Source organism: Eubacterium sp. 14-2 (assembly GCF_000403845.2).
Lineage (GTDB): Bacteria > Bacillota > Clostridia > Lachnospirales > Lachnospiraceae > Petralouisia.
Genome location: NZ_KE159568.1, coordinates 61,619 through 86,978, shown reverse-complemented (window position 1 = coordinate 86,978; position 25,360 = coordinate 61,619). Strand labels below are relative to the sequence as shown.

The window sequence follows — 25,360 nt, the reverse complement described above, 5'->3', positions numbered from 1 at the left end:
GTACCAATGGAGAAATTATCAACAGAATCCATGACAGTGGAGCGGAAAGGCATTTTCGATAAGAACCATAAAAAGCGGTTTGAGCTGACCTTCACCTGCAAAGACAGAAAACCGGAGAAAGGCATCTTAATCATAGGCTTAAACCCTGCCAGCACAGATATCAGCATTTTAGACACTACCACCACATTTAGTTTAAACAACTTAATCCCCATGGGATATACCACAATCACAGTCTGCAACCTTTACGCAGATCTCTTTCAACAGCGTTTAAAGCCTTCCGAAGTGGCGAACAACACGGAGAACCGGAAATACCTTGCGGAAGTGTTAAAGCGTGGGTTTGACGCTGTCCTGCTTGGATATGGAAATACATTCCTGACAAATAAATTTGTGAAAGAAGAAAAAGAATACCTGCTGAAACTTCTGAAAAATTATAAAGACAAAGTAGTGGACATCGTGGACGATAAGGGAGAGTATGAAAGGCTGACAGCTACACATCCACTGATGGCAGGAAGATATTTTCCCAACAGATGGAAATTGCGACCATTTTTATTTGAGGAAAAGAATACACTGAAAGAAGCCGGGAATGGAAAGCTGCCGGAAAAGGCGGAGGAAGACAGGGAGAAAAAGCTGCCAGGGAAAATGAAAAAAACGGAAAAGGAAAAAAGGGAGAGAAAACAGGATGGAAAAGACAATCCGAATCAGGACGGTGAGCCAGTGGCACCTGCTGAAGCAGATAAACAGGTATCTGGGAAAGAAAAAGATACCGGAGGAAGTGATGGTGAGGATTTACCGCATCCTCCGCTCTAAAGAGCTGGGAAAAGACGGATTTATTGTCTTATGTTTAAACAGAATAAAAGATGACTGCCTGGGAGTGGAAGATGCTGTGGGGATGTACCCAAACAAAATCAGGATAGGGGAGGATGTAGACGAAATCCCCATAAGGAACCGAAAAGGAAGACAAAAAAGCTGGTACATAACCCATGTAAAAATGAAAGGCCAGAAGATTCAGCTTATCTATACAATAAAAGGGCAGGACGATTACAGGAGGGATGGAACATGGTAGGGATATTATTTCAGAGCTGGGAACGTTTCTTAAATTATGTAAAGCATAAAGAAAAGACAGAGCCGGAAACAGGATGGAGCCAAGCAACATGCCAGTTTCACAGGGATTATCTGAAAGCAGAAGAGTGGGGAGGATTTCAGAATATACTGCCTGCCGCCGATTACGAAGCTTTCGCCAGAAACAGAAGCACCATAGAAGTAAGGTCGTTCCAGATACAGAAAGGAACAGTCAGGATGATTTTTTATGCGGCAGGAACGGAAGACCGGGAGGATCGTTATCAGTGCATGGGGTATGGAATTGTGGAAGAAAGAGCTACAGAAGATAATAATGCCCATTTTGTATCAATGGCAGAGGAACGGAACAAAGAGAAAACATCATACTGTATTGGAACGGAACGGGATTACTGGGACAATTATCCTGTCCTCCAGATGGAATTGCCGGAGCAGATATTAAACTATCTGGCTTCTCAGGTTGAGATACTGGACAGCAATTATGGGGCGGAACGTGACGTGATGGGAGGCATGGGAGGGTTCTGTGCTGTGATTCCAAAAAGGGATGAATCGGCGCAAGAAGCCTGCCAGAAGATAATTGACCCGCTTACCGTCAATCCCCTGTTCTCCATGCCGAAGAGAGAAAATGAGGTAGCCATGTGTCTGGCGTCGGAATATATGGTAAGAAAAGGAAAAGACGCCAGATATATTGAGATATGGAAAGAATAGAAGGTCGCGCCGATGCAGCCGAAAAGGAAACTGCATAAGTTTAAGCAGGGAGTTTCCGGTTTGTCGCCACCGTCGCCATAGAGAAAGGGGATGGAGCATATAGATAAAGAGTGGCTGGAAACAGTTATGGATTTAATGGCACAAATTGTAGCCACTGTTTATTCTAATGAGAAAAAGGCGAAGAAAGAACGGGAAGACAGGTAACTGTCCTGACAGAGAAAGCCGGATAATGGGATGGAATTGCAGGTATGCCGCAGGAAGCAAGTTTCTCTGTAATCCTGCCCCCTTTATCTGGCAGTATATCAAAACATGGAAAAAAGCCTGCATTAACTATGATACCGGAATATATATTATAACTCTGAACCATGAAAGAAAGGGAGGGAAAGATTGTGAGCCATACAGAACCAAAAACAACAGCCGCTATTTACTGCCGGGTAAGCACCAGGGAGCAGGCGGAAGAAGGCTACAGTATTGGGGAGCAGGAGCGGCTGATAAGGGAATACTGCATGAAACAGGGCTATGAGGTCTATAAGGTTTTTTCCGATGCCGGAATCAGCGGGAAAGACATTGCCCACAGGCCGGCCATACAGGAACTGTTAAAAGAAGCCGCAGAAAAGAAGTTTGATATCGTAATGTCATGGAAAATCAACCGTTTAAGCCGGAAACTGGAAGACGCCATAAAGATTGTAAACACACTGGACAGATACGGGATATCCTACCGCTCTTATTCAGAGCCTTTTGAATCCGATACCCCGGCAGGGAAAATGCAGTTCCAGATGATGGCACTGGTGGGAGAGTTTGAACGAAATACCATTGCACAGAATGTAAAGATGGGGATGAAAGCAAAAGCAAGAGCAGGAGAGTGGTGCGGAGGGATTGCTCCTTTGGGCTACCATTGGGTTCCCATGGAAGGGACAGAAAACTCCGCAAGGAAAAAATCACGCCTTGAAATTGATGAAAAAGAAGCGGAGGTCATTAAAATCATTTACGGAATGTATGCGTCCGGCAAAGGCTATAAGGCCATTGCAAACTACCTGAACAAAAAAGGGTATCAGACCAAACTTGGAAATGCATTCTCCGTAGCACAGCTTCGCACCATACTTACCAATCCGGTCTATATTGGGAAAGTACGTTTTAATGTACGCAGGGACTGGAATGAGAAAAGACGCAATAACATCAACCCGGACCCGATTATTGTTGAGGGAATCCATGAAGCCATTATAACAGAGGAGCAATGGAACCAGGTACAGTTTTTAATCAGCCAGAAATCAGGGAAGCCATCCCGTATTTATGACGGGGAATACCTGCTGACCGGAATATTGAAATGCCCGGAATGCGGCGCAGGAATGGTGATTTCAAGGGTAAGCAACAAAAGGGCTGACGGAAGCAGACACAAGCTGACTTATTATGCCTGCGGGAACTGGAAGAATAAAGGGAGCGCAGTCTGCCACAGCAACATGATAAGGGTGGAGAAAGCCAATGGCTTTGTCTACCGGAGGATGGAGGAAGTCTTAAACGATGACAAAGTGTTTCAGGAAGTCTTTTCAAGGGTAAACCGGGAACATGAAATCATAAAGAAGAATGCATATAAAGAGCAGGAGTTACAGGAAAAAGAACGTGAGAAGCTTTCCAGGCGTATCATGAAAAACCATGAAGCCTATGAGGACGGAGTGATTACCAGAGATGAATTTTTAATGCGGAAACAGGAGTTAGACCAGCAGATGGAGCAGGCCAGGGAGCGCACCAGCGAGAGCCATCTTATCCTGCTGGAAGAAGGGAAGAAAGAGATACCAAAGGAAGCAGTGAGGGAAATCTTAAAAAACTTCAGCAACGCCTTATCCGCTGACATAGACCGAACCATGCGGAAGAGATTACTGCATCTGCTGATAAAGGAAATCACCATAGACAGGGACAGGAACATAGGCTCCATCAAACTAAAGTTATCCGATGAGTTAATCCGGTTCTTACAGAACAATGGCGGCACACCACCAGACGGTGCGCCGTCTGTTTTTATGTTCCGGGAATTTGGGATAAAGTCACTGGAACTGGAACTTGTGATATAAAAAGCAAAAAAGAAAAAATGGAAAGAGAGGGCAACAGAAGATGAGCCATGATTTGAACCAGTACCTTGTAAGGGAGTATGAAAAACTGGATTCCGAACTGGAACAGAGAGAATTTGTAGAAAAAATGCGTTTCCTTATGATGGCGAAAGAGAAAGACTTTTCCGGCTATTATTCCAGACGGAACCTGGCAGGACGGGAATTCTATTCCGTAATTGACACGCTTTATGAGCTGAATAACCTCTGGATGCTGTCAGGATTTATCCGCCAGAACCATCAGGTTTTGTTGCGGGAAACCCAGGAGGGTACAGAATACCGGAAGAAACCGGATTTTACAGAAATCTGCAGGATTGGGAAAGACACCATGCTGTCCAGAATGTTCCAGGTTATGGGGAAATTCCATCTGGATGAATGGGTGGCGGAAGATACGGACTATACTGTAATTACCCGCAGGGTAAAGGCATATGCAGTTACAACAGGAAGTGGGAAAACCGTGCCGCAGATTATGCTGCAGGGGAACTGGGTAAAGAAATGGGGATTTGAAGCAGGGTGCAGCGTGCGTGTGGAATGCTTTCCCAATAAGCTGGTTATTTTGAAAGAATAAAAACCATAAAAGCAAAGTGTTGAATGATTGTAATTTAGCCGGGGACTGTGTATAATAGAGCTATAAAAGAAGGCAGCTTTATGAAAGATACAGTTTCCCAGTACAGACAGTAACAGAAAGCAGGTAAAACAAAATGAAAGGCAATGAAGTAGAGCAGATAAATATAGAAACCAGACAAACAGGCTGGGAAGAATTAAGCATATCCAATGATTTCCTGTTTGGGAAGGTCATGCAGAACCCGGAACTGTGTAAAGAATTACTGCAGAGGATTCTGCCGGATTTAAAGATAGACCATATAGAATACCCGGAATTACAAAAAAATATCAAACAGGATATAGACGCAAAAAGTGTCAGGTTGGATGTATATGTGAAAGATGAGAAAGCAGTTGTTTATGACATAGAAATGCAGGTAAGCGATACGAAAGAGCTTCCAAAAAGGAGCAGATATTATCAGAGCATGATAGACTTGCAGCTTATTGATAAAGGACAGTATTACAATGAATTAAACAGAAGCTATGTTATCTTTATCTGTCCGTTTGATGCATTTGGAAAGGGCAGGCACATTTATACATTTGAAAATATCTGTAAAGAGGATGGTAGCATTTCCATGGGAGATGAAGCGGTAAAGATATTCCTGAATGCAAAAGGAACCATGGATGATGTCAGTAAGGAATTAAAGGCATTTCTTGATTATGTAGCGGGTAAAAAGCCAGTAGATTCCTATGTGGAGAAACTGGAAGAAGCGGTAAAAGAAGCAAAGAAAAACAGGGAATGGAGGCATGAATATATGACGTTGTTAATGCGTGACCAGGAGAATCAAAAAATTGGAGAAAAAAAGATGGCTAAACTGATAATATTATTAAATGAAGACGGTCGGTTATCAGATATCATCAGAGTATCACAGGATGAAGAATACCGTCAGGAGCTTTATGAGGAATATCATATTAGTTAAGAGAGAAAGTAACAGGCAGAACATACCAAAATGTTCTGCCTTATTACATTTCACATTTATGCGAGATGATAATATTTCAAAAAGATTCATTTTTAAGCAATTTACGCACTTAAGGCTATTATGGAGAGCCACATCATAAGTAAGTGCGAAAGGGAACAGAAGTTCAGGACGAATAAAGAGAATAAGAGTCAGGGGGCTGTGAAAAAAGTCTCTTAACAAAAAAAGAACACTTTCAGGAATAAAACCTGGAGGTGTTCTTTTCTTTTTGGTATAATTTATCTGCTATGAAAAACAATACCGAATATTATTATAGTCCAAAGCAGGGAAGATTACCACTGTTTCCTGCAGATAGTTTAGATATCTGCGATCCGGTATTGGCATTTGACCAGATTATGGAGGAGATCGGAATAGAACAATATCTCAGGCCTGAGCCGTTATATCGTTATGGCAGGCCGGGATATAATCGGGTCAGCATGCTTAAAACAATCTTATCTGGCTTTATGGACACAGGATATGCAAGTTTAAGAGAACTGGAAGACCGGTGCAGAGTTAATGTCCGTTACATGTACCTGATGGATTATGAAACGCCCGGTTACCGTGCCTTCGGATATTTTATTAATGAGGAAATCAATGGAAATGCCGAAGACATTTTCCGTGATGTTATGGAGTACATCCAAAAGGAAGACGGAGTGGATCTGGAACATCTCTATGATAGATGGCTCAAAATTTGAGGCAAACGCTAACAAATATACCTGGGTCTGGAAAAAGAGTACGGAAAAATTCTGATACCAGCTGTTTGCAAAGATTATCCGGCTGCTGAACCAGATCAATGAGGATCTGGTTCAGCAGCCGGGTTAAAGGTAGAAACGAACACGGAATATAGTCCGCAATGTCTGGAAATGATCCTAAGCAGGTACGCTTCCAGGTGCCGGATATGGCTCGTTCAACAATTATATTTACTGCCAGGAACGTGGTATGGAGAAGTATATGAAATTTCCCATGTACAAAAAGGAAACAAAAGATAAAAGATATCATGCTGACCCGTTCCGGGCGGTAAATTTTAACGTGGATTTGGATGGCGATCTGGTGTGTCCAGGAGGGAAGAAATTCCATTTTGCCTGTAGCAAGGCTGTAAGAGGAAACCAATATGGCCGTCAGGAGGAGTACTATACGTGCGAAGACTGCAGCGGCTGTCTGTACGCATCCCAATGCAAAAAGACGAATAAAAACAGGACGGTATGTATAAATTCGGAACTAAGCTCCATGCACAGGGAAGTATTGGAAAACCTGGAAAGCATCCAGGGAGCGTTGCTGCGAATGAATCGATCCATCCAGGCAGAAGGAACGTTTGGGGTCATGAAATACGATCGCTGGTATAAACGGGTGGTAAGAAAAGGACGAAACAGGGTGAAACTGGAATTGTTTCTGGTTTCTATTGGTCATAATCTCTGTAAATTCAGGAATAAAAAGATGCGGCTCCCGGAAGCAGCATAAAAAGCAGAGAGGTTATTCCAGGGGGAAAGGGGGAGAGGTATACGCTTTTTTAAAATAGAGCTGAATTTTTAAGACAAAAAAGAGGAGCCTTGAAAAATGGATATTTCCAGCAGCCTTTTTTGTTTTTGAAAACAATGATATGTATGCCGAAATGTGGGCGACAATATGTTGTCCTTTATTTTGAAATCCATATGCTATACTTGCTCCATAAGATATGCTGAACCTTGAAAATCAAATAAAGAACACCACCATAAGAATAAAATTTGTATTGCAGTTCATCAGAACAGCAGGGCATATATGAAAGAAACCATTAAAAATGAGATTTTGAAACGATATAAAATTCTGTCCAGGCAGGGGCTGATTACAGATGCAAAAGACCGGGTGAGGGATGGGAAAGTCCTGATTAGCAGCACATTACAAAAAATGGGAATTTATCTGAGCCTGCGCTATCCAGTATGAAGTGATGGCGGTGGCCTGGTAATGTCAGAGTGAGGAGAGACAAAGAATGAATGATTTGAAAAAGAACATAAATTTACCGTTACTGTACGAAATAAGAAAAGATGTATTTGCAAAATCAGGCGATGCGGAATATGGAGAGCGTTTCTTCTCCATGATGCATCATATGGATTTGCTGGCGCGGACCGCAGGAAAAGAAGGACTGCTGGCTTTGGCAGATGCGGCGAAAGAAATCCCCCTGGAAGTGGAATTTTATCAGGATATACAGTCTGCAGTTTCTTATGTTTGTGATGGTCTGGAAGGAGAAGACGTCATGGAAATCCTTACTGCACGTTATTGGATAAAAAATTTACAGGGGGAAGATGCATTGCTTTATTTTATGATGATTTTATCCATCATAAGAATTCAGGACGGCGCGCCGCCTGATCTGCTGGAAAGTCTGCTTATGGCGTATCTTCCGGATGACGCCGCTGAAAAATATACAGAGTACAAAAAGCAATATCAGTCGGCGAGACAGGAGCAGACGCCTTTGGAAATCCTGCTGAGTCACGATCCTGATATTGGAGAAGGGGGAATTTTAGTCGTAAAAAGATTGTTGGAAGAGAAAATTGAATTTGCTGATGTTCAGAATTTAAAAGGCGTGATTACTGAGGCTGAAAATACCGATTTGGTAATTTCTCTGAAAGGGCTGTCTGTTCATGCCAGAAAGAAACTTTTTTCCGTCATGTCGGATGATAAAGCAGATGAATATGCAGGTCATTGTGAATACATGGGACCTGTCCGGCAGATAGACGTTTTAGCGTCTATGTCCGAACTGATTGGCGTATTTGAAAAACAGGAGAGGCTTTTATGATAGATTTTGGCAGATGGATTTATTCAAAAGATATTGCGGCATGGGCTGCAAAAAATACTTCCCTTAATCTGGAAGAGCAGATTGCATGTATCTGGGCGGCGCCCCACAGAACGCTGGAAGAAAAACTGGAAGGCGTAAAAGAACTAAAATCCGAACACGATGGAAAGCTGCTTAAGGATCGAATTGAAAAACTGGAAATTGCTTTACATAGAAGCCGTTCAGATACGAGGATATATGTGTATTTATTTGGCATAGAAATATTTTTCCGTGGAGAAAAAGATTGTTTTTTGCCAGATACCATATTCAGGAGCGCGGGGGAAGCGATCGATGCGATTTGTTATCACATTGAAAAAGCAGCCAGAGAAGAACATCTGGAAAGAAGAAACTGGTGCGGCATCGTCAGGGGATTCCGAAGATCCGGTAAGCCCCCACATGGTTATGTTCCCATAGAAAATACGATTGTCCGTTATGATGGAGAAGTGATTTATGTTCAAAACATTTATAGCAGGGATGGAGGATATATGTCTGAAGGAATTGACATGGGATATTTTGACGCTGTAAAAGTCCCATATTCTTCAGGGACCATTATTTCAATCCCGAAAAACCCGTATATTCCGGAATTGAAGGGAGTTCTTATAAATATGACAGAACCGGACGAGGAAAACTTTCCGGATGACTGTTATGGTCAATGGCTGATTTATCCAACCCGGCAGCACAGGGATCAGACGCATGGAATTGGGGTTGTGAATTTAAGGGATGATTATATACCCTTTGAAAACAGTCCGGATTTTATTTTCCCATATAAGCAGTTGATGACTGTTTACGAAGGTGATTTGAAAGAAGATGAAACATGGATGTCTGAATTTAGCGCGTTGATTCAGGCGGATAAGAATTGCATCAGAAAAATATGGCGTGACCGTGAGCCAAAAAAATGCCGGTACATAGCCATGAATGACGAACGGTTGAACTATGTCAGGGAACTGTGGGAGAAACAGAGGTAAGAGGGAACATATGGAAATAATAAGTATATTGATACAAATAATCATTTTACTGCTCTTTGCAGCGGCATGTTTGGGTTTTATATTATTTCCGGTTTTATTTGATGCTGACGTGAAAAATAAGACCGGAAAAAGATTTTTGAACCGGTGGCTGACGGGAATGGAATTCAAATGAGCAGTTACGTCATCAGTGACATTCACGGCTGTTACAGTGAGCTTCTTTCCATGCTTAAAAAAATTCGCTTTTCTGAAACAGACCGCCTGGAAGAATTGGATACGGATTTTTCCTCCCATGCAGACACAGCGGCATTATATGAATCCGTGAAATATCTGTTTCATAATCGGGACAGAGATGCGGATGCAAAGCTCGCCTGTATTCGGTTGGAAGATGAAAAAATATTTTATATATGAGGCGTTTAAAAAAAGCGATACGAAAACAAATGATGTAAAGGCAGAATACGGTATCAATGGAAAAATCAGGAGGAAGGATATGGAAAAGAAAAAAGTGGAAAACCGCTACGGTGTGCAGGTGGGAGATATTTTTAGTGAGAACAGGCTGAACTGCAATAATTCCTTCTTTTGCCAGGTAGTGGCATTGCATGGGGAATCGAAGGTAGAAGTGCGTGAGATTGATAAGATCTGCGTTGCATTTGACGGTTACTATAAAGGCATTGTGCCTTTGCCGGGGATCTGGCAGTCACATCGTACGCATATCCTGACGGTACAGGAGTGGAAAGGTAAACTCGGTCTGTTTTTTATGGATTTTTGGGATGGCCATTTGGCTTATCTGGATAGAAGCGAAACACATATGTATATGGAATTACACGAAAGAGATGATATTCCTTTTTATTTTCGGGATTATTATCCTGAAATTGCAGAACAGCTTGACCTTAAAACAGGTTCCGGTGTTTATGCATTAGAAAGACCTTTTAAATGGATGGATGATGATTACAGAGCTGTCATTCGCTATCCCGATGGGCGTGAGGTGGAAACTGTTTTACGGGAATTGATGCGTTCCGATAAAATATCACAGAAGTGGAGAGCATTCGAAGCCGAAATCAGGCATATTTCGGAAGAGCCGGGACCGTTCCAGTGGTGGGATGAACAGAAACAGATTATGTTTGAAGGTCTGAAGAGCAGTCTGAATAAAAATATAAGATAACAGGTTTGGCAAATACCGGAGTACAACAGATTTTTTCGTTATCGTTGTTAAATTGCAACATTTTTACCCATGAACGCGTCAAAAGTTTACAACCATACCTGACAATACTTCTCTGGACTGACGGGTGCAGGGGCGTAACTTTTGCTACGGGTATGCAATCTCTGAACGTATGACGGAGCTTTGCACCAATATGCGTTATCTCCGGTATTGCATGCTTCAGAATTTATATCAGTATAGTTACATTCCATTTTTCAGAAGTCAGGAAACAAAAGGAATTGACTTCAGGAATTCTGCTGTTCGGAGTGCAGGGCATAAATGATTTTCTCATTACAGAAAATTTATAGATTAAAAGTTGAATCAGCGTCAGTTTCGGGATATAATAATTTTGAGGTCATATACCTTTCAGGAATGGTTTTTCAGTTTGCCAAATGTATGACAGGGAGGTCATGCCCGTGGATATGGAAATAAAAAATGCAGTGAGCGCGTCGGATACGGATGCGCAGTATGATGAAAAGGCGAAACGACTGTTAGGAAATAAAATGATTCTGGCATATATTCTGGTAAAAGCGGATGAAAGATGGAATTTCGCAGGTGATTGTAAATATTGAGGCTCAAAAAGGGGAACCCGCAAGCTACCGTATCTTAAACAGGGCGGTTTTTTATGTCAGCCGTCTGATTTCGTCGCAGAAGGAAAGGGATTTTGTCAAGATGAATTATGACGACATCCGGCGCGTATATTCGATCTGGGTATGCATGGGCATGGACGAGGGCAGCATGGCTCATGTGCATCTGACGAAAGATGACATATCAGGCTCCCACCAGTGGGAAAGCGGGCTTGATTTGCTGAATATTGTCATGATAGGAATATCAGATGAACTTCCGGAACATGATGATAAATATGAGCTGCACCGTCTGTTAAGCGTGACATTGTCAATGGAGCTTTCTGTTGATGAGAAATTAGGGATTTTGGAAACAGAGTACGCATCCCATTAGATGATAAAATGAGAGAGGAAGTGGTCACAATGTGCAATTTATCGCAGGGAAAAAGGCAGGGCAGAGGGAGAAGTCAGATTTATTTTGAATATGTACCATAAGGGTTACTCGTTAGAACAGATAGCAGACGTGGCAGGGAAAAGTATGGAAGAAGTGGATGCCATCATAAAAGGCAGAGAGCCGGTACTGGCATAAATATGAATGCAGAGGAGCGGACATTGTTTTCATATTGTATATTACGGGGGTATTGCAATTATTGGAATCATCGGCCCTGTTATCCTGCAGTTCCGATGTTACGAACTGACAGGCATACATGGAGGGATGAGGTTTTTGTCTGATCTCAGGCAGCTTGGAATGGCTATAATGGGCGGCCTGTTTACAGGCATGTTTGTCACGTTTTTGATTTTGACAGGTGAATATAAAAATGAGCGGATGGAAGCGTTGGAAAATGTATATTTTGCGGCGGAAGATTTGGAACGCGAATTTTCAAAAATAATATATTTCTTTTCAGATGAGCCGAAAGAGCTTGTCAGCAACCTTTTAGGGGAATTGGATAATAATGAACAAAATAGGAAGTTTAATAAAATGCTGTCAGAAGCAGTCGCACAATTTGAAAACCGGCAGGAGGCAGATGAAATTTATGAACGAAACTGCCAAAATCTGGAATACGATGCGCAGGATACATTCAGGGATTACATATGGGAGCATACAGATGAACGGACAAAAAAAGCGTGCAGGGAACCATTACAGATGAAAGAATATCTCAATAGGGCGTGCGCAGAGAAAATCAAAACATACCGTGAGCAGTTGGAAGATTCCATGAAATCATTTTTGCGGTTTCAGGAAGTCCGTACAAATAACATGACTGACGTGTATAAAAGATTGGATTTCCTCTTTGCTAATAAATCTATACGAAACCATATACATGAAAAACTTTATTGCAGGATTTGGGAGGAAGTACAACAAATAATTGATATAGTTATTACAAAAGAACTCTCCTGCCCTGGCTGGAACTATCTTGAAAGCGGCGCATAGCGCCGACTGTCAGGCTGATATACAGCCTTGCTCTGGAAAAGTATGGGATAAACCGTATTGGCTACTGTATAGGAGGAAAATTCCGAAGCCGAGCTACTACAGGCAGGAGTTTTTCCACAGCATAATGCGGGCAGAGAGGATTGCTGGTATGACTGAAAACAGGAATTTACCGTAAAAGGAGAGCGAATTTCTGTACCGCACACCGCATCAGCCCAGGAGATATTGAAAACGCTATCAAGGCAGACATTGAAAGACACGCAGTAAAAGCAATGAAAGACAAAGAGAAATTCATAAACAATGTACTTCTAAGCATGAATGAGAGCAGTGCCGAACGGTGGGAAAAAATAAAGGCGGAGATTGCCAGACTCAAAAAGAGGAATGCCGAGCTTGATCAGATGTATATAGGGCTATATGAAGGTTATTCCATCGGCAAGCTGTCGGAAAAGAAATTCACCATGATGTCAGCGCATTATGAGCAGGGACAGGACGCAAACGAGGAAAAGCTGTCGGAACTGGAAAGACAGCATAAAGCGAAGTCTGTCGCTGTTGCCAATGCGGAGCAGTTTACGGAGAGCCTTGCACAGTGTGCAGGCTTGAAGAAACTGACGGCAACGGTATTGAGTCGTGTCAGGGTAATATGCTGAAAATCATCAATAACGGCAGGAAGCTGGCTCTGGCTCAGTACCTTATCAATGATATGTTGCCGGACAGTGAAATTTCCAAATCGGCAACCTGTGTGGGAAAGGCGTTTGAGATATGGGAGCAGAAAAAGGTGAAGAAGTCCGCACAGATAATTTTTTGTGATTATATCCACGCTGAAAGGGGATGGCAAATTCAATGGTTATGACGATATAAAAACAGACTGGTTGAAAAAGGAGTGCACCGGAGGAAATGGCATTTATCCATGAAGGCGCGACACGTTCCTGTATATAAAATTGCGGGAAACCGCATACAAAAAACAGGCACTGATAAAAGAACGTGAAAATTCTGGTTAGCAGAACTGAAACTATGGGGGCTATAGGGCCGCTATGGCGAGAATCATTCGGGCATAATTATTAAGCACATAATATTTTTTGGATATTCAGGGCATGGCCGGGACATCATCTGAATATGTGTGGAACAGGGGAAGAATGAACGTGGCTTTTTCAGAGAGGGGCGTTAAAATATATTTTAATGGAATAACAGGAAATTATGAAGATTATGTGAAACAGGTGGAAATAATGGAAAATGAGTGATATAAAAGATAGAAACGATTGCAGGTATGATTTACAAATTTGAGATGGACGAGTAACAGATGCCGGAAGATAAAATAATCTTCAGGATTTCGAGGTAGAAAAATGAAGCATTCCATAACAGGCAAGATAACAGCTATTATGATAAGTATTGTGACGGGAACTGTACTGCTGTGTTGGTTTGCCAATAATTCTCTTCTGGAAAACTATTATGTGGAGCACAAGCAGAAAAAGCTGCTGGACACTTTTGAAATGGCAGACAAAGCCATTCGGGAAGAAAGAGAGAATGAAGAGAGTTTTCAGATTGAGCTGGAAAAGCAGTGTGCCAACAGCAATATTACCATGATGATTATCAGTTCAGACCGTACCATTATGCATTCCAATGTGGGAGACGATGAAGAACTGCTTCTGCAGTTTATGGAACTTATTTTTCATGTGGACAGGCACAAGGCAAAGGTTCTGGAAAATACGGAACAGTATATGGTGGAAAAAACCAAGGACAGCAGGTTCCATACGGATTATCTGGTGTTATGGGGGAATCTGCAGAACGGGAACCTGATTCTCATGCGTACAGCAGTGGAGAGTATTAAGGAAAGTGTGGAAATTGCCAATCAGTTTCTGGCTTATGTGGGAATTACAGCAGTGGTTGTCTGTGCAGTGATTATTTATGTGGTTACACGCAGAATTACCAATCCTATTTTGCAGCTTACGAATATTTCAAGAAGAATGACAAACCTGGATTTTGACGCCAAATTCCGGAGCCGGGGGCAGAATGAGATTGATTTGCTGGGAGAACATATGAATCAGCTGTCGGAAACGTTAGAGAACACTATTTCCGAACTGAAAAGTGCCAATAATGAACTGAAAACAGACATTGAGAAGCGGATGGAAATAGATGAAATGCGCAAAGACTTCATTTCCAATGTGTCCCATGAATTCAAGACGCCTATTGCGCTGATTCAGGGATATGCGGAAGGCCTGCGGGAATGTATCAATGACGATGCGGACAGCCGTGAATTTTACTGTGAAGTAATTATGGACGAGGCAGATAAGATGAATCAGCTTGTGAAAAATCTGCTGACATTAAACCAGCTGGAATCCGGCAGCGAGCAGGTGGTATTTGAACGGTTTGATTTAATGGAAGTGGTGGAGGGCGTAGTACATGCCACTGCCATTCTGCGGGAACAGGATGGAATCACCCTGAACCTTTATGGGACAGGCCCGCTGTATGTATGGGCGGATGAATTTAAGACGGAACAGGTACTGACCAATTACATCAGCAATGCCATTCACTATGCCTCAGGAGAAAAGCGGATTGAAGTATCTGTTGTGCCGGGGGTGGAAGTGGTGCGGGTGGAGGTTTTCAACACCGGGAGCCATATACCGGAAGAAGAGCTGGAGCATATCTGGGATAAATTTTATAAGGTGGATAAGGCCAGAACCAGAGAATATGGAGGGAACGGAATCGGCCTGTCCATAGTAAAAGCGATTATGGATTCTTTTCACCGGGAATGCGGTGTGGATAATGTGGACCAGGGTGTGAGATTCTGGTTTGAACTTGACAACCGAAGCCAGTAACTGCGGTAAGGAGGGGCCCGCGGAGCGGGAGGATGCCTTATCGCCTGTGGGAAGGAGAAGGCCCGCAGAGCGGGAGGATGCCTTATCGCCTGTGGGAAGGAGAAGGCCCGCGGAGCGGGAGGATGCCTTATCGCCTGTGGGAAGGAGAAGGCCCGCAGAGCGGGAGGATGCAAATTCAGTATAATATGGGTATTTTCTCCACTGCCTGCGGAAATAAAAATACTGGTTGCTCTATGGCATAAATAATGGTAGAATGTAAAATAAAAGAACAGGAATACGTGACAGTACGGAAAGGAAGACAGACTTATGAAGAGATTCATAAAAAAGGGAATGCCGCTGGTGCTTGCAGCACTGCTTCTGACCGGATGCGGAGATGAACTGGCAGTATTAACAGAAAGCGAAGAATTTATTGTTGTTAATTATTCTGCCGGAACCCTTGCCAAACACAACAGTTATCAGCAGGAAGGGCTCACCATGGTTTATCCCAGGGAGGAAGAGGACGTTTTTTCTGAGGACGAAGAGGAACAGAAACCGGAGGAGACGAAAGAGCCGGAAGCAGAGACAGAGGGTGAAAGCGGAGGAGAAGCTCAGGACGGGCAGACGGAAGAAGAGGAAACATCCACAGCTGTCAGTTTCACGGAGGCACTGGCTGTTCCGGGAGTGGAATTTTCCTATAAAGATTATTCAGTCAGCAGCAGCTATCAGCAGGGCGAATATTTTTCACTGGATGCAGCAGAAGGAAATACGTTCGTGATTCTGAATGTGAATATGACAAATACGGGAACGGAAGCAGCTGCCTGTGATTTGCTGAGTCAGCAGCCCATCTTTACATTGAGCATAAATGAGGAGGCTGGCGTTAAGAATGAGATTACCATGCTGGAAAACGACCTTTCCACCTATACAGGCACACTGGAGGCGGGACAGACAGTGGCAGGAATTCTGTTATTTGAGGTTCCGGCAGCTTCAGCAGAGAGTATATCCGCCTTTGGTCTCAGTGTACAGATGAATGATACGACAAATGAGATTAATATGAAATAAATTAAAAAATGTTCTATATTTTTCAGAAAATATATGATATAATGGATGCAGAAATTATGTTGACCCGAATGGGCGTCAGTAAACCTTTTTGTTTGTCCGGAGCGGACAGGGCCTTCGGGTGCCGCAGGACGGCAGGTATACCCAGGCATATTTGAAATTTACGGAAATATACCGGAGAGGAGAGAGTTACTATTATGGATACAAATATTCTTTTGGAGAATGGCACAAATGAGCTGGAGGTATTAGAATTTACATTAGCTGGAAATCATTACGGTATTAATGTTGCAAAAATTCGGGAGATTTTAACTTATCAGCCAGTTACTCCGATTCCCAATGCACATCCAAGTGTGGAAGGTATATTTATGCCAAGAGATACCATGATTACAGTTATTAATCTGCGTAACTGTCTGGGCCTTCCAGATATTGACAGGAACGGATTGTTTATCATTACCAACTTCAACAAACTGAACATTGCCTTTCATGTAGATGAGGTATGCGGAATTCACAGACTTTCCTGGGCGGACATTATTAAGCCTGATTCTACTATTAATGTGGAAGAAAGCGGTGTATCCACAGGTGTAATTAAGCTGGAAGATCGTCTGGTTGTTATTCTTGATTTCGAGAAGATTGTAACAGATATCAGCCCGGAGACCGGTTTGCAGGTATCCGATATCGAAGGACTGGAAGAGAGGAACAGAAGCGATTCTCCGATTATGGTGGCAGAGGATTCTCCGCTACTGTCCAAACTGATTACAGACTGTCTGAAGAAGTCCGGTTATACCAAACTGATTGTCAACAGCAATGGTCAGGAACTGTGGGATCGGCTTTGTGAGTTCCGGAAATCCGGCGATCTGGACGACAAGGTACATATGGTAATTACCGATATTGAGATGCCTCTGATGGATGGGCATCGTCTGACTAAACTGATTAAAGAAGATGATGAGCTGAAGCATATTCCGGTTGTTATTTTCTCATCTCTGGTTAATGAAGAAATGCGGCGCAAAGGTGAGATGCTGGGAGCGGACGCACAGCTGACCAAACCGGAGATTGGTAAACTGGTAAGTGCTATTGATGAACTTCTGGATAAGAGAAAAGAAGCGCTGGCACAGAAAGCGAACGGATAAATTATAAATTTGCCTGAGTGATTCAGGCCAGGAATCCTGCGAAGCAGGATTCTTTTTTCTTCTATAGGAAATTCCTCTGGATTTCCTATAGAAGAAAAAACAATGATGCGCAGCTCGCGGGGTCGATGTTTATTGCTGCGCAATCCGCTCGCGCGCGGAGAATGCGCATAGCGCATTCTTTTTTACTTGTAACGGAAATCAGGACATGATAGAATATACAGAGATATTAGCAGAAGGAGGAAATCAGGAGTGAACATGTTATCGTTGGAAACAGAATTAAAGAATAATTCTTATCCGGGAAGAGGAATTGTAATTGGTAAATCCGAAGATGGGAAGTATGCAGTGACCGCATATTTTATAATGGGAAGGAGTGAAAACAGCAGAAACCGTATTTTTGTGGAAGAAGGGGAAGGAATTCGCACCCAGGCATTTGATGCGTCTAAATTAAGTGACCCAAGCCTTATTATCTATGCTCCGGTAAGGGTACTGGGCAATAAGACAATTGTGACCAATGGTGACCAGACAGATACCATTTATGAGCTGATGGATAAGCAGCAGACCTTTGAGCAGGCGCTGCGCACCAGGGAATTTGAACCGGACGCCCCTAATTATACCCCGCGTATTTCCGGTATTATGCATGTGGAGCATGGCAGCTATAACTATGCCATGTCTGTTCTGAAAAGTAACCACGGAAGTCCGGATTCCTGCAACCGTTATACGTTTGCTTATGAAAATCCTGCAAAGGGGGAGGGACATTTTATACATACTTATCAGGGAGACGGTAATCCCCTGCCCAGCTTTGAAGGAGAACCCAAACTGGTGAAGATAGAAGGAAGTCTGTATGAATTTGCAGAAAAAATCTGGAACAGTCTGAATGAGGATAATAAAGTCTCTCTGTTTGTGAGATACATTGATATAGAAACAGGAGCTTATGAGTCAAAAATCATTAACAAGAACAGATAAATTTATTATGGAGGAAATTATGCAGGAATTAGAACTGAAATACGGATGCAACCCCAATCAGAAACCGTCCAGAATTTATATGGAAAAGGGCGAACTTCCTATTAAAGTATTAAATGGAAAACCAGGTTATATCAATTTTCTGGATGCTTTCAACGGATGGCAGCTGGTAAAAGAACTGAAAGCGGCAACGGGACTTCCGGCAGCAACGTCCTTTAAACATGTTTCTCCTGCAGGAGCAGCAGTGGGGCTTCCCCTGACAGAGGTGGAAAAGAAAATTTACTGGGTGGATGATATGGAAATAGAGTTTACTCCTCTGGCAAACGCCTATGCACGGGCCAGAGGCGCGGATCGCATGTCATCTTTCGGTGATTTTATTTCTCTGTCTGATATCTGTGACAAAGCCACGGCACTGATTATTAAACGGGAAGTTTCCGATGGTGTGATTGCTCCCGGATATGAGCCGGAAGCACTGGAAATTTTAAAAGCAAAGAAAAAGGGGAATTACAATGTAATTGAGATTGACCCGGATTTTGTGCCTGGTCCTGTGGAACATAAAGAAGTGTTTGGCATTACCTTTGAGCAGGGAAGGAATGAACTGAAAATTGACAGTGATTTTTTCAGCAATGTGGTAACAGAGAATCAGGAGATTCCGGAATCAGCGAAAACAGATCTGGCCATTGCCATGATTACCCTGAAATATACCCAGTCCAATTCCGTATGTTACGCAAAGGGCGGACAGGCCATTGGCATCGGCGCCGGCCAGCAGTCCAGAATTCACTGCACCAGACTGGCAGGCCAGAAAGCAGATAACTGGTTTCTGCGTCAGGCTCCCAAAGTGCTGGAGCTGCAGTTTGCGGACGACATCGGCCGGGCAGACAGAGACAATGCCATAGATTTGTACATTGGGGAAGACTATATGGACGTCCTGGCAGATGGTGTCTGGGAAAAGACTTTTAAAGTAAAACCGGAAGTGTTTACCCCGGAAGAAAAACGCCAGTGGCTGGACCAGATGACCGACGTATCCCTTGGTTCAGATGCATTTTTCCCATTTGGCGATAATATTGAGCGGGCCCACAGAAGCGGCGTGGTTTATGTGGCAGAACCGGGAGGCTCTATCCGTGATGACCATGTGATTGCAACCTGCAATAAATATCATATGGCAATGTGCTTTACAGGTATCCGTCTGTTCCATCATTAAACCGTTATGTATGAAAGGCGCCGGATAATGGCTGCTGTGACAGAAATGTGCGGCAGAGATTATCCGGCGCCTGTTACAGCCGGATAACAGGCTGTCTGTAATCATTTTTCAGACTGAAATCCCCTCTGGCGGTTACCCCGGCCCGGTATAGTTCAGAGGCTTTCAGGTCATATGCCAGCAGGCGGTATGCAGAGTCTGAAAGAGTCTGTCCGGCCTGGGCGGGACTGGTAACCAGAGGAAGAGACCCGGCATGCTGCATGGCAGAAAGCAGAGGAACAGCGTTTTTGCGGAACCCCAGTATGCGCAGACAGGAAGGCTTTGGAAATAACCGGTAATCTTCCTGATAAATGTCCAGCAGGATATGCAGGAACATGCGGCTGAGACGGCTGAACGTGATATTTTTGGTTTTCATATGTTCACAGAAACTGCTCCAGGAGCGGAATGCGCCGATTTCTTTTTTTATACGATGGGCGAGATCTGGAGAGGAATCTGCATAAAGGGAGAGCTGTTCGGCAGATTCTGTGAGCAGTTTGTAGTGAAGAAGCATGGAAAAATCGTCTTCCCATAAAAAGGGGTGGGGATATTGCTTCAGTATATCCAGTGCAGGCTCCGGCAAGACTTTTCCAGGCAGTTTGCTTACAATATCATCAACAGGAAGAGAAGATTTGGCAGATTCTCTGCAATGCTTTCGGATGGCAGAGGCAGAACAGAAATTTCTGTCCAGAGATGTATCATGATAGTCTGCGCCCCGGCGCAGCACAGGGCAGGGGAGAATGGGGGAATGGTAATACTCCAGAGCTTTCAGGTATTCAACAGCCAGAATGTTGTTGGGGGAGGAAAGAATCTGTTCTCCGTCTGCTGAGAAAAAAATGTTTTGGTTTTCAAAATATTTTTTCAGAGCAGCGGTTCTGGCGGCAGGGAAAGAAAGGCCTTTTTTTAATTCCTTCCGCAGGGTCTGCCGGAAATCCTCTGGCTGGCGGTTCAGAACCGAGGCTGTTTTCAACAGTAAGTCAGTCTGTTCTGTTTCCGTTCCGAAGCCCAGGTGAGTGACTACCCCTGTGCTGTTAAGGAGAGAAACACCGCCTCTGGCAAAATATTCGGCGCTGGAGGAAGCATAGAGAACCGGAAGCTCCAGCACCAGATCCGCACCGCAGCTCAGAGCCATCCGGGCCCGGCTGAATTTATCTGTCATTGCGGGAGTTCCCCGCTGTACGAAATTTCCGCTCATGGCGATAATTACATAATCTGCCTGCAGCTTTTTTTTCAGTGTCTGAATCTGAAAGGCATGTCCCTGATGAAAGGGATTGTATTCTGCAATAATTCCAGGAATAATCATATTTTGTTTCCCCCTGCCTGTCTGTTTGTATAGATTATATGCTTTTTGGCGTGCATTATCAATGTTTTCCCAAATTTGAGAACCAGGCAGTTCAGCCTGTACTCTGTACGCATTTGCAGAGCATGAGATGCAGAGATGAATGAACGTTACCTGAAAACTGATTTCCGGAAAAATCTCCTTGTATAGCGGATGGGATTGGTTTATAATGAAAAAAGACGGTTAAGCAATATGCAGAAGTCAGGAAACAGAATAAGAAATGAAATAAAGTCAGAAAGAAGAGGGAAAATCATGAATGTACTGGTAATTAACTGCGGCAGTTCTTCTCTGAAATATCAGGTAATCAATTCTGATACGGAGGAAGTGCTGGCAAAAGGACTGTGCGAGAGAATTGGTCTGGACGGAAGACTGGTATACCAGAAAGCAGGCGGGGAAAAGGAAATTACAGATGCGGACATGCCTACCCATAAACAGGCAATCCAGATGGTGCTGGAAGCGCTGGTAAATCCCCGGTCGGGAGCTTTAAAGAGCCTTGGGGAAATCGGGGCAGTGGGCCACAGGATGGTTCATGGAGGAGAAAAATTTGCATGTTCCACGATTTTAAATGAAGAAGTTCTGAAAGTAGTGGAAGAATGCAATGATCTGGCTCCGCTCCACAACCCGGCCAATTTAATCGGAGTCCGGGCATGTCAGGAACTGATGCCGGGAGTACCCATGGTTGGGGTATTTGACACTGCATTCCATCAGACCATGCCGGCAAAGGCATATCTCTATGGCATTGATTATGACTATTATGAAAAATACGGGGTACGGAAATACGGTTTCCACGGAACTTCTCACAGCTATGTTTCCAGACGGGCGGCAGAACTTCTCGGAAAGCCATATGAGGAATTAAAAACCATTGTCTGCCATCTGGGAAACGGTGCTTCCATCTGCGCGGTAAAGAATGGTAAATCTGTGGATACTTCCATGGGACTGACTCCGCTGGAAGGTCTGATTATGGGAACACGTTCCGGTGATATTGATCCGGGAGCCATGGAATATCTGGCCAAAAAAGAAAATACGGATCTGGAAGGCATTATGACAATTTTGAACAAAAAATCCGGTGTTCAGGGACTTTCCCATATTTCCAGTGATTTCCGGGATCTGGAAGCGGCAGCTGCCAGAGATGATCAGGGAGGAATCCGGGCGCTGGAGACTTATATTTACCGGGTAGCAAAATATGTGGGAGCTTATACCGCAGCCATGAACGGAGTAGATGTAATCTGTTTTACCGCCGGTGTGGGAGAAAACGGACCGGAGACCAGAAAGGGTGTCTGTGATTACCTGGGCTATCTGGGCGTTGCAATTGATGATGCGGCCAATCAGGTGCGGGGAGAAGAAAAGATTATTTCCACTCCTGATTCCAGGGTAACCGTACTCTGTCTGCCCACCAATGAAGAGCTGGCCATTGCCCGTGAAACAGTGGCGCTGGTAAAATAGAGAACTGCTGCGGTGACAGTTCAGCCCCTGTCCCTCAGGCCGCAGACCGCCTGCCAGGCAGGCATCTCTGCAGACGCAGCTCCTGTCTGAGGCCTGAGGGGCGTTTCGCTCATCGCCGGCATTATGAGTTCATTCATGCCAGCATGATTCGCCCATAATGCCGGCGATGGCTGAACTGCCAGATGAAAATAATGATTGACAAACCAGGATTTGACAGTTATAATATACTACGATTGTTGCGCAATCCATGGTATGGTAATCTATGCGCACTTCGGCATGTATAATACCAGCAGGCATTATATTGGGTGTGAATCAGGAGACTGCCATGAAAGTAGAATTAGCGGACATCCTTTCCTGTGAGAACAGGGAAATGTCAGAACAGGTGGAAATTGAATTACTGTCCTTTGATTCAAAACTGGGACAATTTCCCATCGTGCGAAAAGCACCTTTTGTAATGAAGTTTACCAATGAGGAAAACAGGAGACTGTTCATTCAGGGAGAAACGGAAATTACAATCGCAATTCCGTGCGATCGCTGTCTGGAGCAGGTGGAGAGAGCATTTTCTGTTGTAATAGAGAAGGAAATACCTCTTGAAAAGGGCAGCCCGGAAGCGGACACGGATGAAGTCGACTATATGACAGGAACGAGTCTGGATGTGGATCAACTTATTTTTGGAGAAATTTTGGTGAGCTGGCCGATGAAGGTTCTGTGCAGAGAGGATTGCAGAGGCATCTGTAAACGATGCGGAGCCAGTCTGAATCTGAGAGAATGTCAGTGCCAGAAAGCAGAGCCGGATCCAAGAATGGCAGCAATCCAGGATATTTTTAACAAATTTAAGGAGGTGTGACCATGTCTATATGTCCCAAAAATAAATCTTCCAAAGGAAGAAGAGACAGAAGAAGAGCAAACTGGAAAATGACTGCTCCGACTTTAGTAAAATGCAGTAAGTGCGGTGAATTAATGATGCCTCACAGAGTTTGCAAGAGCTGTGGAAGTTATAATAAGAAAGAGATTATTCCTCAGGACTGATATTCAGCAGGGCCTTTCCGGATGGAAAGGCCTTTTTTTCTACAGGAAAGACCCTGTGAACTCGTCCGCTTTGTTCCCTTACAGGAAATACCGTGTTACTGTGAAAGATTTATGATTTTATGAAAAAGGAGGAATCTGCAATGAAATTATTTAATCTGGACAGCGGCCTTATGAGGTCTTTATCCAAATTTACAGACTGTATCTGTCTGAGTTTGCTGTTTTTTGTAAGCTGTATCCCGGTAATCACCACAGGGACCGCGTGCACAGCCATGTACTATACCACTCATAAGGTGCTGCGCCACGACAGAGGTTATCTGTTCCGGGACTATATCAGCGCTTTTCGGGATAATTTCAAAAAGACCACCGTTGCCTGGGTACTTGCTCTGATCATCGGAGGTGTGCTGTGGGTGGATTTGTATATTATGAATTTTTATGCAAAAGAGGGAAGTCCCCTGGGGCCGCTGGCAGTGTTTTTCGTAGTGGGGATGGCCATATGGTTTGCCTGGGTTTCCTGGCTGTTTCCCTATATGGCCCGTTTTGAAAATTCAGTCAGACAGTCCATGAAAAATGCCATTCTGATGACGATTGTACACTTGCCCATGACAGTTCTGATGCTGGTGCTGGCTGTGATTACAGGGCTGGTTTTCTATATGGTACCGGTTCTGATTTTTCTCCTTCCCGCTGTCTATACCTGGATTCAGAGCTATATTCTGGAGCGGGTTTTCCGGAAATATATGAGCGAGGAGGACAGAATGGCAGAAGATGAAAAATATAAAGAAGATTTATATTGATTTCTCCTAATACTTATAGTATATTCTTAAATAGGCATTCGACAGACAGGAAAAATATAGTAACAGCCATCATGCCCGGCCGGCCATCTGGCGGGATGTATGGCTATCCTTACTGTGGAAGTGGAAGATTTTCAGAGTAAACAGCAGGATTCTGTCTGCAGACCGTAAGGAGGAAATTTCATGCAGGAAATGATAAAAGTAGCAGTAGATGCCATGGGCGGGGATCACGCGCCCGCAGAGATAATCAAAGGGGCGGTAAATGCTGTTACGATGCGGCAGGATATCAGAATATATCTGACAGGCCAGCAGGATGTGATAAACCAGGAGCTGGCAAAGCATTCTTATCATGGTTCACAGATTGAAGTGATTCATGCCGAGGAGGTAATTGAAACCGCGGAACCTCCGGTGATGGCGATTCGGAAGAAGAAACAGTCGTCTATCGTAGTGGGAATGAATATGGTAAAGGACGGGAACGCAGATGCTTTTATTTCAGCAGGCAGCTCCGGTGCCATTTTAGTGGGCGGACAGGTTATTGTTGGAAGAATCAAAGGCGTGGAGCGTCCCCCTCTGGCCCCGCTGATTCCCACGGAACAGGGAGTATCATTACTGATTGACTGCGGTGCAAATGTGGATGCCAGAGCTTCACACCTGGTTCAGTTTGCAAAGATGGGCTCCATATATATGGAAAATGTACTGGGAATAAACAGGCCCAGAGTAGCCATTGTCAACATCGGGGCAGAGGAAGAGAAGGGAAACGCACTGGTGAAAGAGACATTTCCCCTGTTGAAAAACTGCCCGGATATTAACTTTGTGGGAAGCATTGAGGCAAGGGACATTCCTCATGGAGAGGCTGATGTCATTGTCTGCGAAGCGTTTGTGGGAAACGTTATTCTGAAGCTGTATGAAGGCGTAAGCGATGCGCTGGTAGGTGTGATAAAAAAGGGAATGCTGGAGAATATCCGAAGCAAAATCGGTGCATTGCTGGTGAAACCTTCCCTGAAAAAGACACTGAAGGCTTTCGATGCCACGGAATATGGCGGAGCGCCTCTGCTGGGACTGAACGGGCTGGTAGTTAAGACCCATGGAAGTTCCAAAGCCAAAGAAATAACCAATGCCATTATCCAGTGTGTGACTTTTAAGGAACAGGAAATCAATGAGAAGATCAGGAAGAATATTGGAACATCTCCTATGGAGGAGTAGAAA

29 protein-coding genes are annotated in these 25,360 nt (G+C 43.8%); 28 read left to right on the top strand and 1 reads right to left on the bottom strand.

Annotation, left to right across the window (positions count from 1 at the left end):
- The first annotated feature begins 6 nt into the window (after window positions 1–6).
- The 23 genes from C805_RS17650 to C805_RS17545 all read left to right on the top strand — a co-directional run bounded on the left by C805_RS17650 (window position 7) and on the right by C805_RS17545 (window position 19,522).
- Window positions 7–807: a DUF1643 domain-containing protein gene (locus C805_RS17650; RefSeq protein WP_016215306.1), complete on the top strand. Its 801-nt coding sequence runs from the start codon at window positions 7–9 to the stop codon at window positions 805–807.
- Window positions 776–1,063, top strand: coding sequence for a hypothetical protein (locus tag C805_RS26775; protein WP_016215305.1), 288 nt, complete (start codon window positions 776–778; stop codon window positions 1,061–1,063). Before C805_RS17650 ends, C805_RS26775 begins: the two co-directional genes overlap by 32 nt.
- Entirely contained in the window at window positions 1,057–1,782 is a 726-nt protein-coding gene (locus C805_RS17640; RefSeq protein ID WP_016215304.1) for a hypothetical protein, read from the top strand. Before C805_RS26775 ends, C805_RS17640 begins: the two co-directional genes overlap by 7 nt.
- Window positions 1,783–2,171: 389 nt before the next feature.
- Window positions 2,172–3,845: a recombinase family protein gene (locus tag C805_RS17635; protein WP_016215303.1), complete on the top strand. Its 1,674-nt coding sequence runs from the start codon at window positions 2,172–2,174 to the stop codon at window positions 3,843–3,845.
- A gap of 40 nt (window positions 3,846–3,885) precedes the next feature.
- The gene (locus C805_RS17630) at window positions 3,886–4,446 is read left to right on the top strand and encodes a SymE family type I addiction module toxin (protein ID WP_016215302.1); all 561 of its coding nucleotides are present in this window, start codon (window positions 3,886–3,888) and stop codon (window positions 4,444–4,446) included.
- A gap of 133 nt (window positions 4,447–4,579) precedes the next feature.
- Window positions 4,580–5,398: an Rpn family recombination-promoting nuclease/putative transposase gene (locus tag C805_RS17625; RefSeq protein WP_016215301.1), complete on the top strand. Its 819-nt coding sequence runs from the start codon at window positions 4,580–4,582 to the stop codon at window positions 5,396–5,398.
- Window positions 5,399–5,871: 473 nt separating this feature from the next.
- Window positions 5,872–6,129 (top strand): transposase, encoded by a 258-nt coding sequence (locus tag C805_RS27140; RefSeq protein ID WP_242832697.1) that lies wholly within the window; start codon window positions 5,872–5,874, stop codon window positions 6,127–6,129.
- Between the two features lie 244 nt (window positions 6,130–6,373).
- Window positions 6,374–6,892 carry a transposase gene (locus C805_RS17615; RefSeq protein WP_022751233.1) on the top strand — a complete coding sequence of 173 codons (519 nt, stop codon included), beginning with the start codon at window positions 6,374–6,376 and terminating at the stop codon, window positions 6,890–6,892.
- Between the two features lie 297 nt (window positions 6,893–7,189).
- The gene (locus C805_RS26440; protein ID WP_016215298.1) at window positions 7,190–7,351 is read left to right on the top strand and encodes a hypothetical protein; all 162 of its coding nucleotides are present in this window, start codon (window positions 7,190–7,192) and stop codon (window positions 7,349–7,351) included.
- Between the two features lie 46 nt (window positions 7,352–7,397).
- The gene (locus tag C805_RS17610; protein WP_016215297.1) at window positions 7,398–8,201 is read left to right on the top strand and encodes a FliG C-terminal domain-containing protein; all 804 of its coding nucleotides are present in this window, start codon (window positions 7,398–7,400) and stop codon (window positions 8,199–8,201) included.
- Window positions 8,198–9,202, top strand: coding sequence for a hypothetical protein (locus C805_RS17605; RefSeq protein WP_016215296.1), 1,005 nt, complete (start codon window positions 8,198–8,200; stop codon window positions 9,200–9,202). The genes C805_RS17610 and C805_RS17605 overlap by 4 nt, the downstream gene beginning before the upstream one ends.
- Window positions 9,203–9,370: 168 nt before the next feature.
- Complete coding sequence (locus C805_RS17600; RefSeq protein WP_016215294.1) at window positions 9,371–9,610, top strand: hypothetical protein; 240 nt, start codon at window positions 9,371–9,373, stop codon at window positions 9,608–9,610.
- 79 nt (window positions 9,611–9,689) lie between these two features.
- Window positions 9,690–10,361, top strand: coding sequence for a hypothetical protein (locus C805_RS17595; RefSeq protein ID WP_016215293.1), 672 nt, complete (start codon window positions 9,690–9,692; stop codon window positions 10,359–10,361).
- A 452-nt stretch (window positions 10,362–10,813) separates the two neighbouring features.
- Window positions 10,814–10,969 carry a hypothetical protein gene (locus tag C805_RS27585; protein ID WP_371197654.1) on the top strand — a complete coding sequence of 52 codons (156 nt, stop codon included), beginning with the start codon at window positions 10,814–10,816 and terminating at the stop codon, window positions 10,967–10,969.
- Window positions 10,932–11,354 carry a hypothetical protein gene (locus C805_RS27580; protein WP_016215291.1) on the top strand — a complete coding sequence of 141 codons (423 nt, stop codon included), beginning with the start codon at window positions 10,932–10,934 and terminating at the stop codon, window positions 11,352–11,354. The genes C805_RS27585 and C805_RS27580 overlap by 38 nt, the downstream gene beginning before the upstream one ends.
- A gap of 330 nt (window positions 11,355–11,684) precedes the next feature.
- Window positions 11,685–12,389 (top strand): hypothetical protein, encoded by a 705-nt coding sequence (locus C805_RS17580; protein ID WP_016215290.1) that lies wholly within the window; start codon window positions 11,685–11,687, stop codon window positions 12,387–12,389.
- 269 nt (window positions 12,390–12,658) lie between these two features.
- The gene (locus C805_RS17575) at window positions 12,659–13,033 is read left to right on the top strand and encodes a hypothetical protein (protein WP_016215289.1); all 375 of its coding nucleotides are present in this window, start codon (window positions 12,659–12,661) and stop codon (window positions 13,031–13,033) included.
- A 444-nt stretch (window positions 13,034–13,477) separates the two neighbouring features.
- Window positions 13,478–13,624 (top strand): hypothetical protein, encoded by a 147-nt coding sequence (locus tag C805_RS26435; RefSeq protein WP_022751230.1) that lies wholly within the window; start codon window positions 13,478–13,480, stop codon window positions 13,622–13,624.
- A gap of 102 nt (window positions 13,625–13,726) precedes the next feature.
- Window positions 13,727–15,199, top strand: coding sequence for a sensor histidine kinase (locus C805_RS17565; RefSeq protein ID WP_016215287.1), 1,473 nt, complete (start codon window positions 13,727–13,729; stop codon window positions 15,197–15,199).
- 306 nt (window positions 15,200–15,505) lie between these two features.
- Window positions 15,506–16,237 carry a DUF4352 domain-containing protein gene (locus C805_RS17560; RefSeq protein ID WP_016215286.1) on the top strand — a complete coding sequence of 244 codons (732 nt, stop codon included), beginning with the start codon at window positions 15,506–15,508 and terminating at the stop codon, window positions 16,235–16,237.
- A gap of 194 nt (window positions 16,238–16,431) precedes the next feature.
- Window positions 16,432–17,361, top strand: a complete 930-nt coding sequence (locus C805_RS17555) for a chemotaxis protein (RefSeq protein ID WP_016215285.1) — start codon at window positions 16,432–16,434, stop codon at window positions 17,359–17,361.
- Window positions 17,362–17,610: 249 nt separating this feature from the next.
- Window positions 17,611–18,324: an IMP cyclohydrolase gene (locus C805_RS17550; protein ID WP_022751227.1), complete on the top strand. Its 714-nt coding sequence runs from the start codon at window positions 17,611–17,613 to the stop codon at window positions 18,322–18,324.
- Between the two features lie 19 nt (window positions 18,325–18,343).
- Window positions 18,344–19,522 carry a phosphoribosylaminoimidazolecarboxamide formyltransferase gene (locus C805_RS17545; protein WP_016215283.1) on the top strand — a complete coding sequence of 393 codons (1,179 nt, stop codon included), beginning with the start codon at window positions 18,344–18,346 and terminating at the stop codon, window positions 19,520–19,522.
- Between the two features lie 73 nt (window positions 19,523–19,595).
- Here the strand turns inward: C805_RS17545 and C805_RS17540 are convergent, their stop codons facing one another.
- A complete protein-coding gene (locus C805_RS17540) occupies window positions 19,596–20,858 on the bottom strand; it encodes a nucleotidyltransferase (RefSeq protein ID WP_016215282.1) in 1,263 nt (420 codons plus the stop codon).
- Window positions 20,859–21,146: 288 nt separating this feature from the next.
- On the opposite strand from C805_RS17540, the gene C805_RS17535 reads away from it, so the two are divergent.
- From C805_RS17535 to plsX, 5 genes are all read left to right on the top strand, one after another.
- Entirely contained in the window at window positions 21,147–22,337 is a 1,191-nt protein-coding gene (locus C805_RS17535) for an acetate/propionate family kinase (protein ID WP_016215281.1), read from the top strand.
- A gap of 325 nt (window positions 22,338–22,662) precedes the next feature.
- On the top strand, window positions 22,663–23,184 hold the full coding sequence (locus C805_RS17530; protein ID WP_016215280.1) for a YceD family protein: 522 nt from the start codon (window positions 22,663–22,665) through the stop codon (window positions 23,182–23,184).
- Between the two features lie 2 nt (window positions 23,185–23,186).
- Complete coding sequence (gene rpmF, locus C805_RS17525; RefSeq protein ID WP_016215279.1) at window positions 23,187–23,366, top strand: 50S ribosomal protein L32; 180 nt, start codon at window positions 23,187–23,189, stop codon at window positions 23,364–23,366.
- A 140-nt stretch (window positions 23,367–23,506) separates the two neighbouring features.
- Complete coding sequence (locus C805_RS17520) at window positions 23,507–24,157, top strand: YesL family protein (protein WP_016215278.1); 651 nt, start codon at window positions 23,507–23,509, stop codon at window positions 24,155–24,157.
- A gap of 180 nt (window positions 24,158–24,337) precedes the next feature.
- A complete protein-coding gene (plsX, locus tag C805_RS17515; protein WP_016215277.1) occupies window positions 24,338–25,357 on the top strand; it encodes a phosphate acyltransferase PlsX in 1,020 nt (339 codons plus the stop codon).
- Window positions 25,358–25,360: the final 3 nt, after the last annotated feature.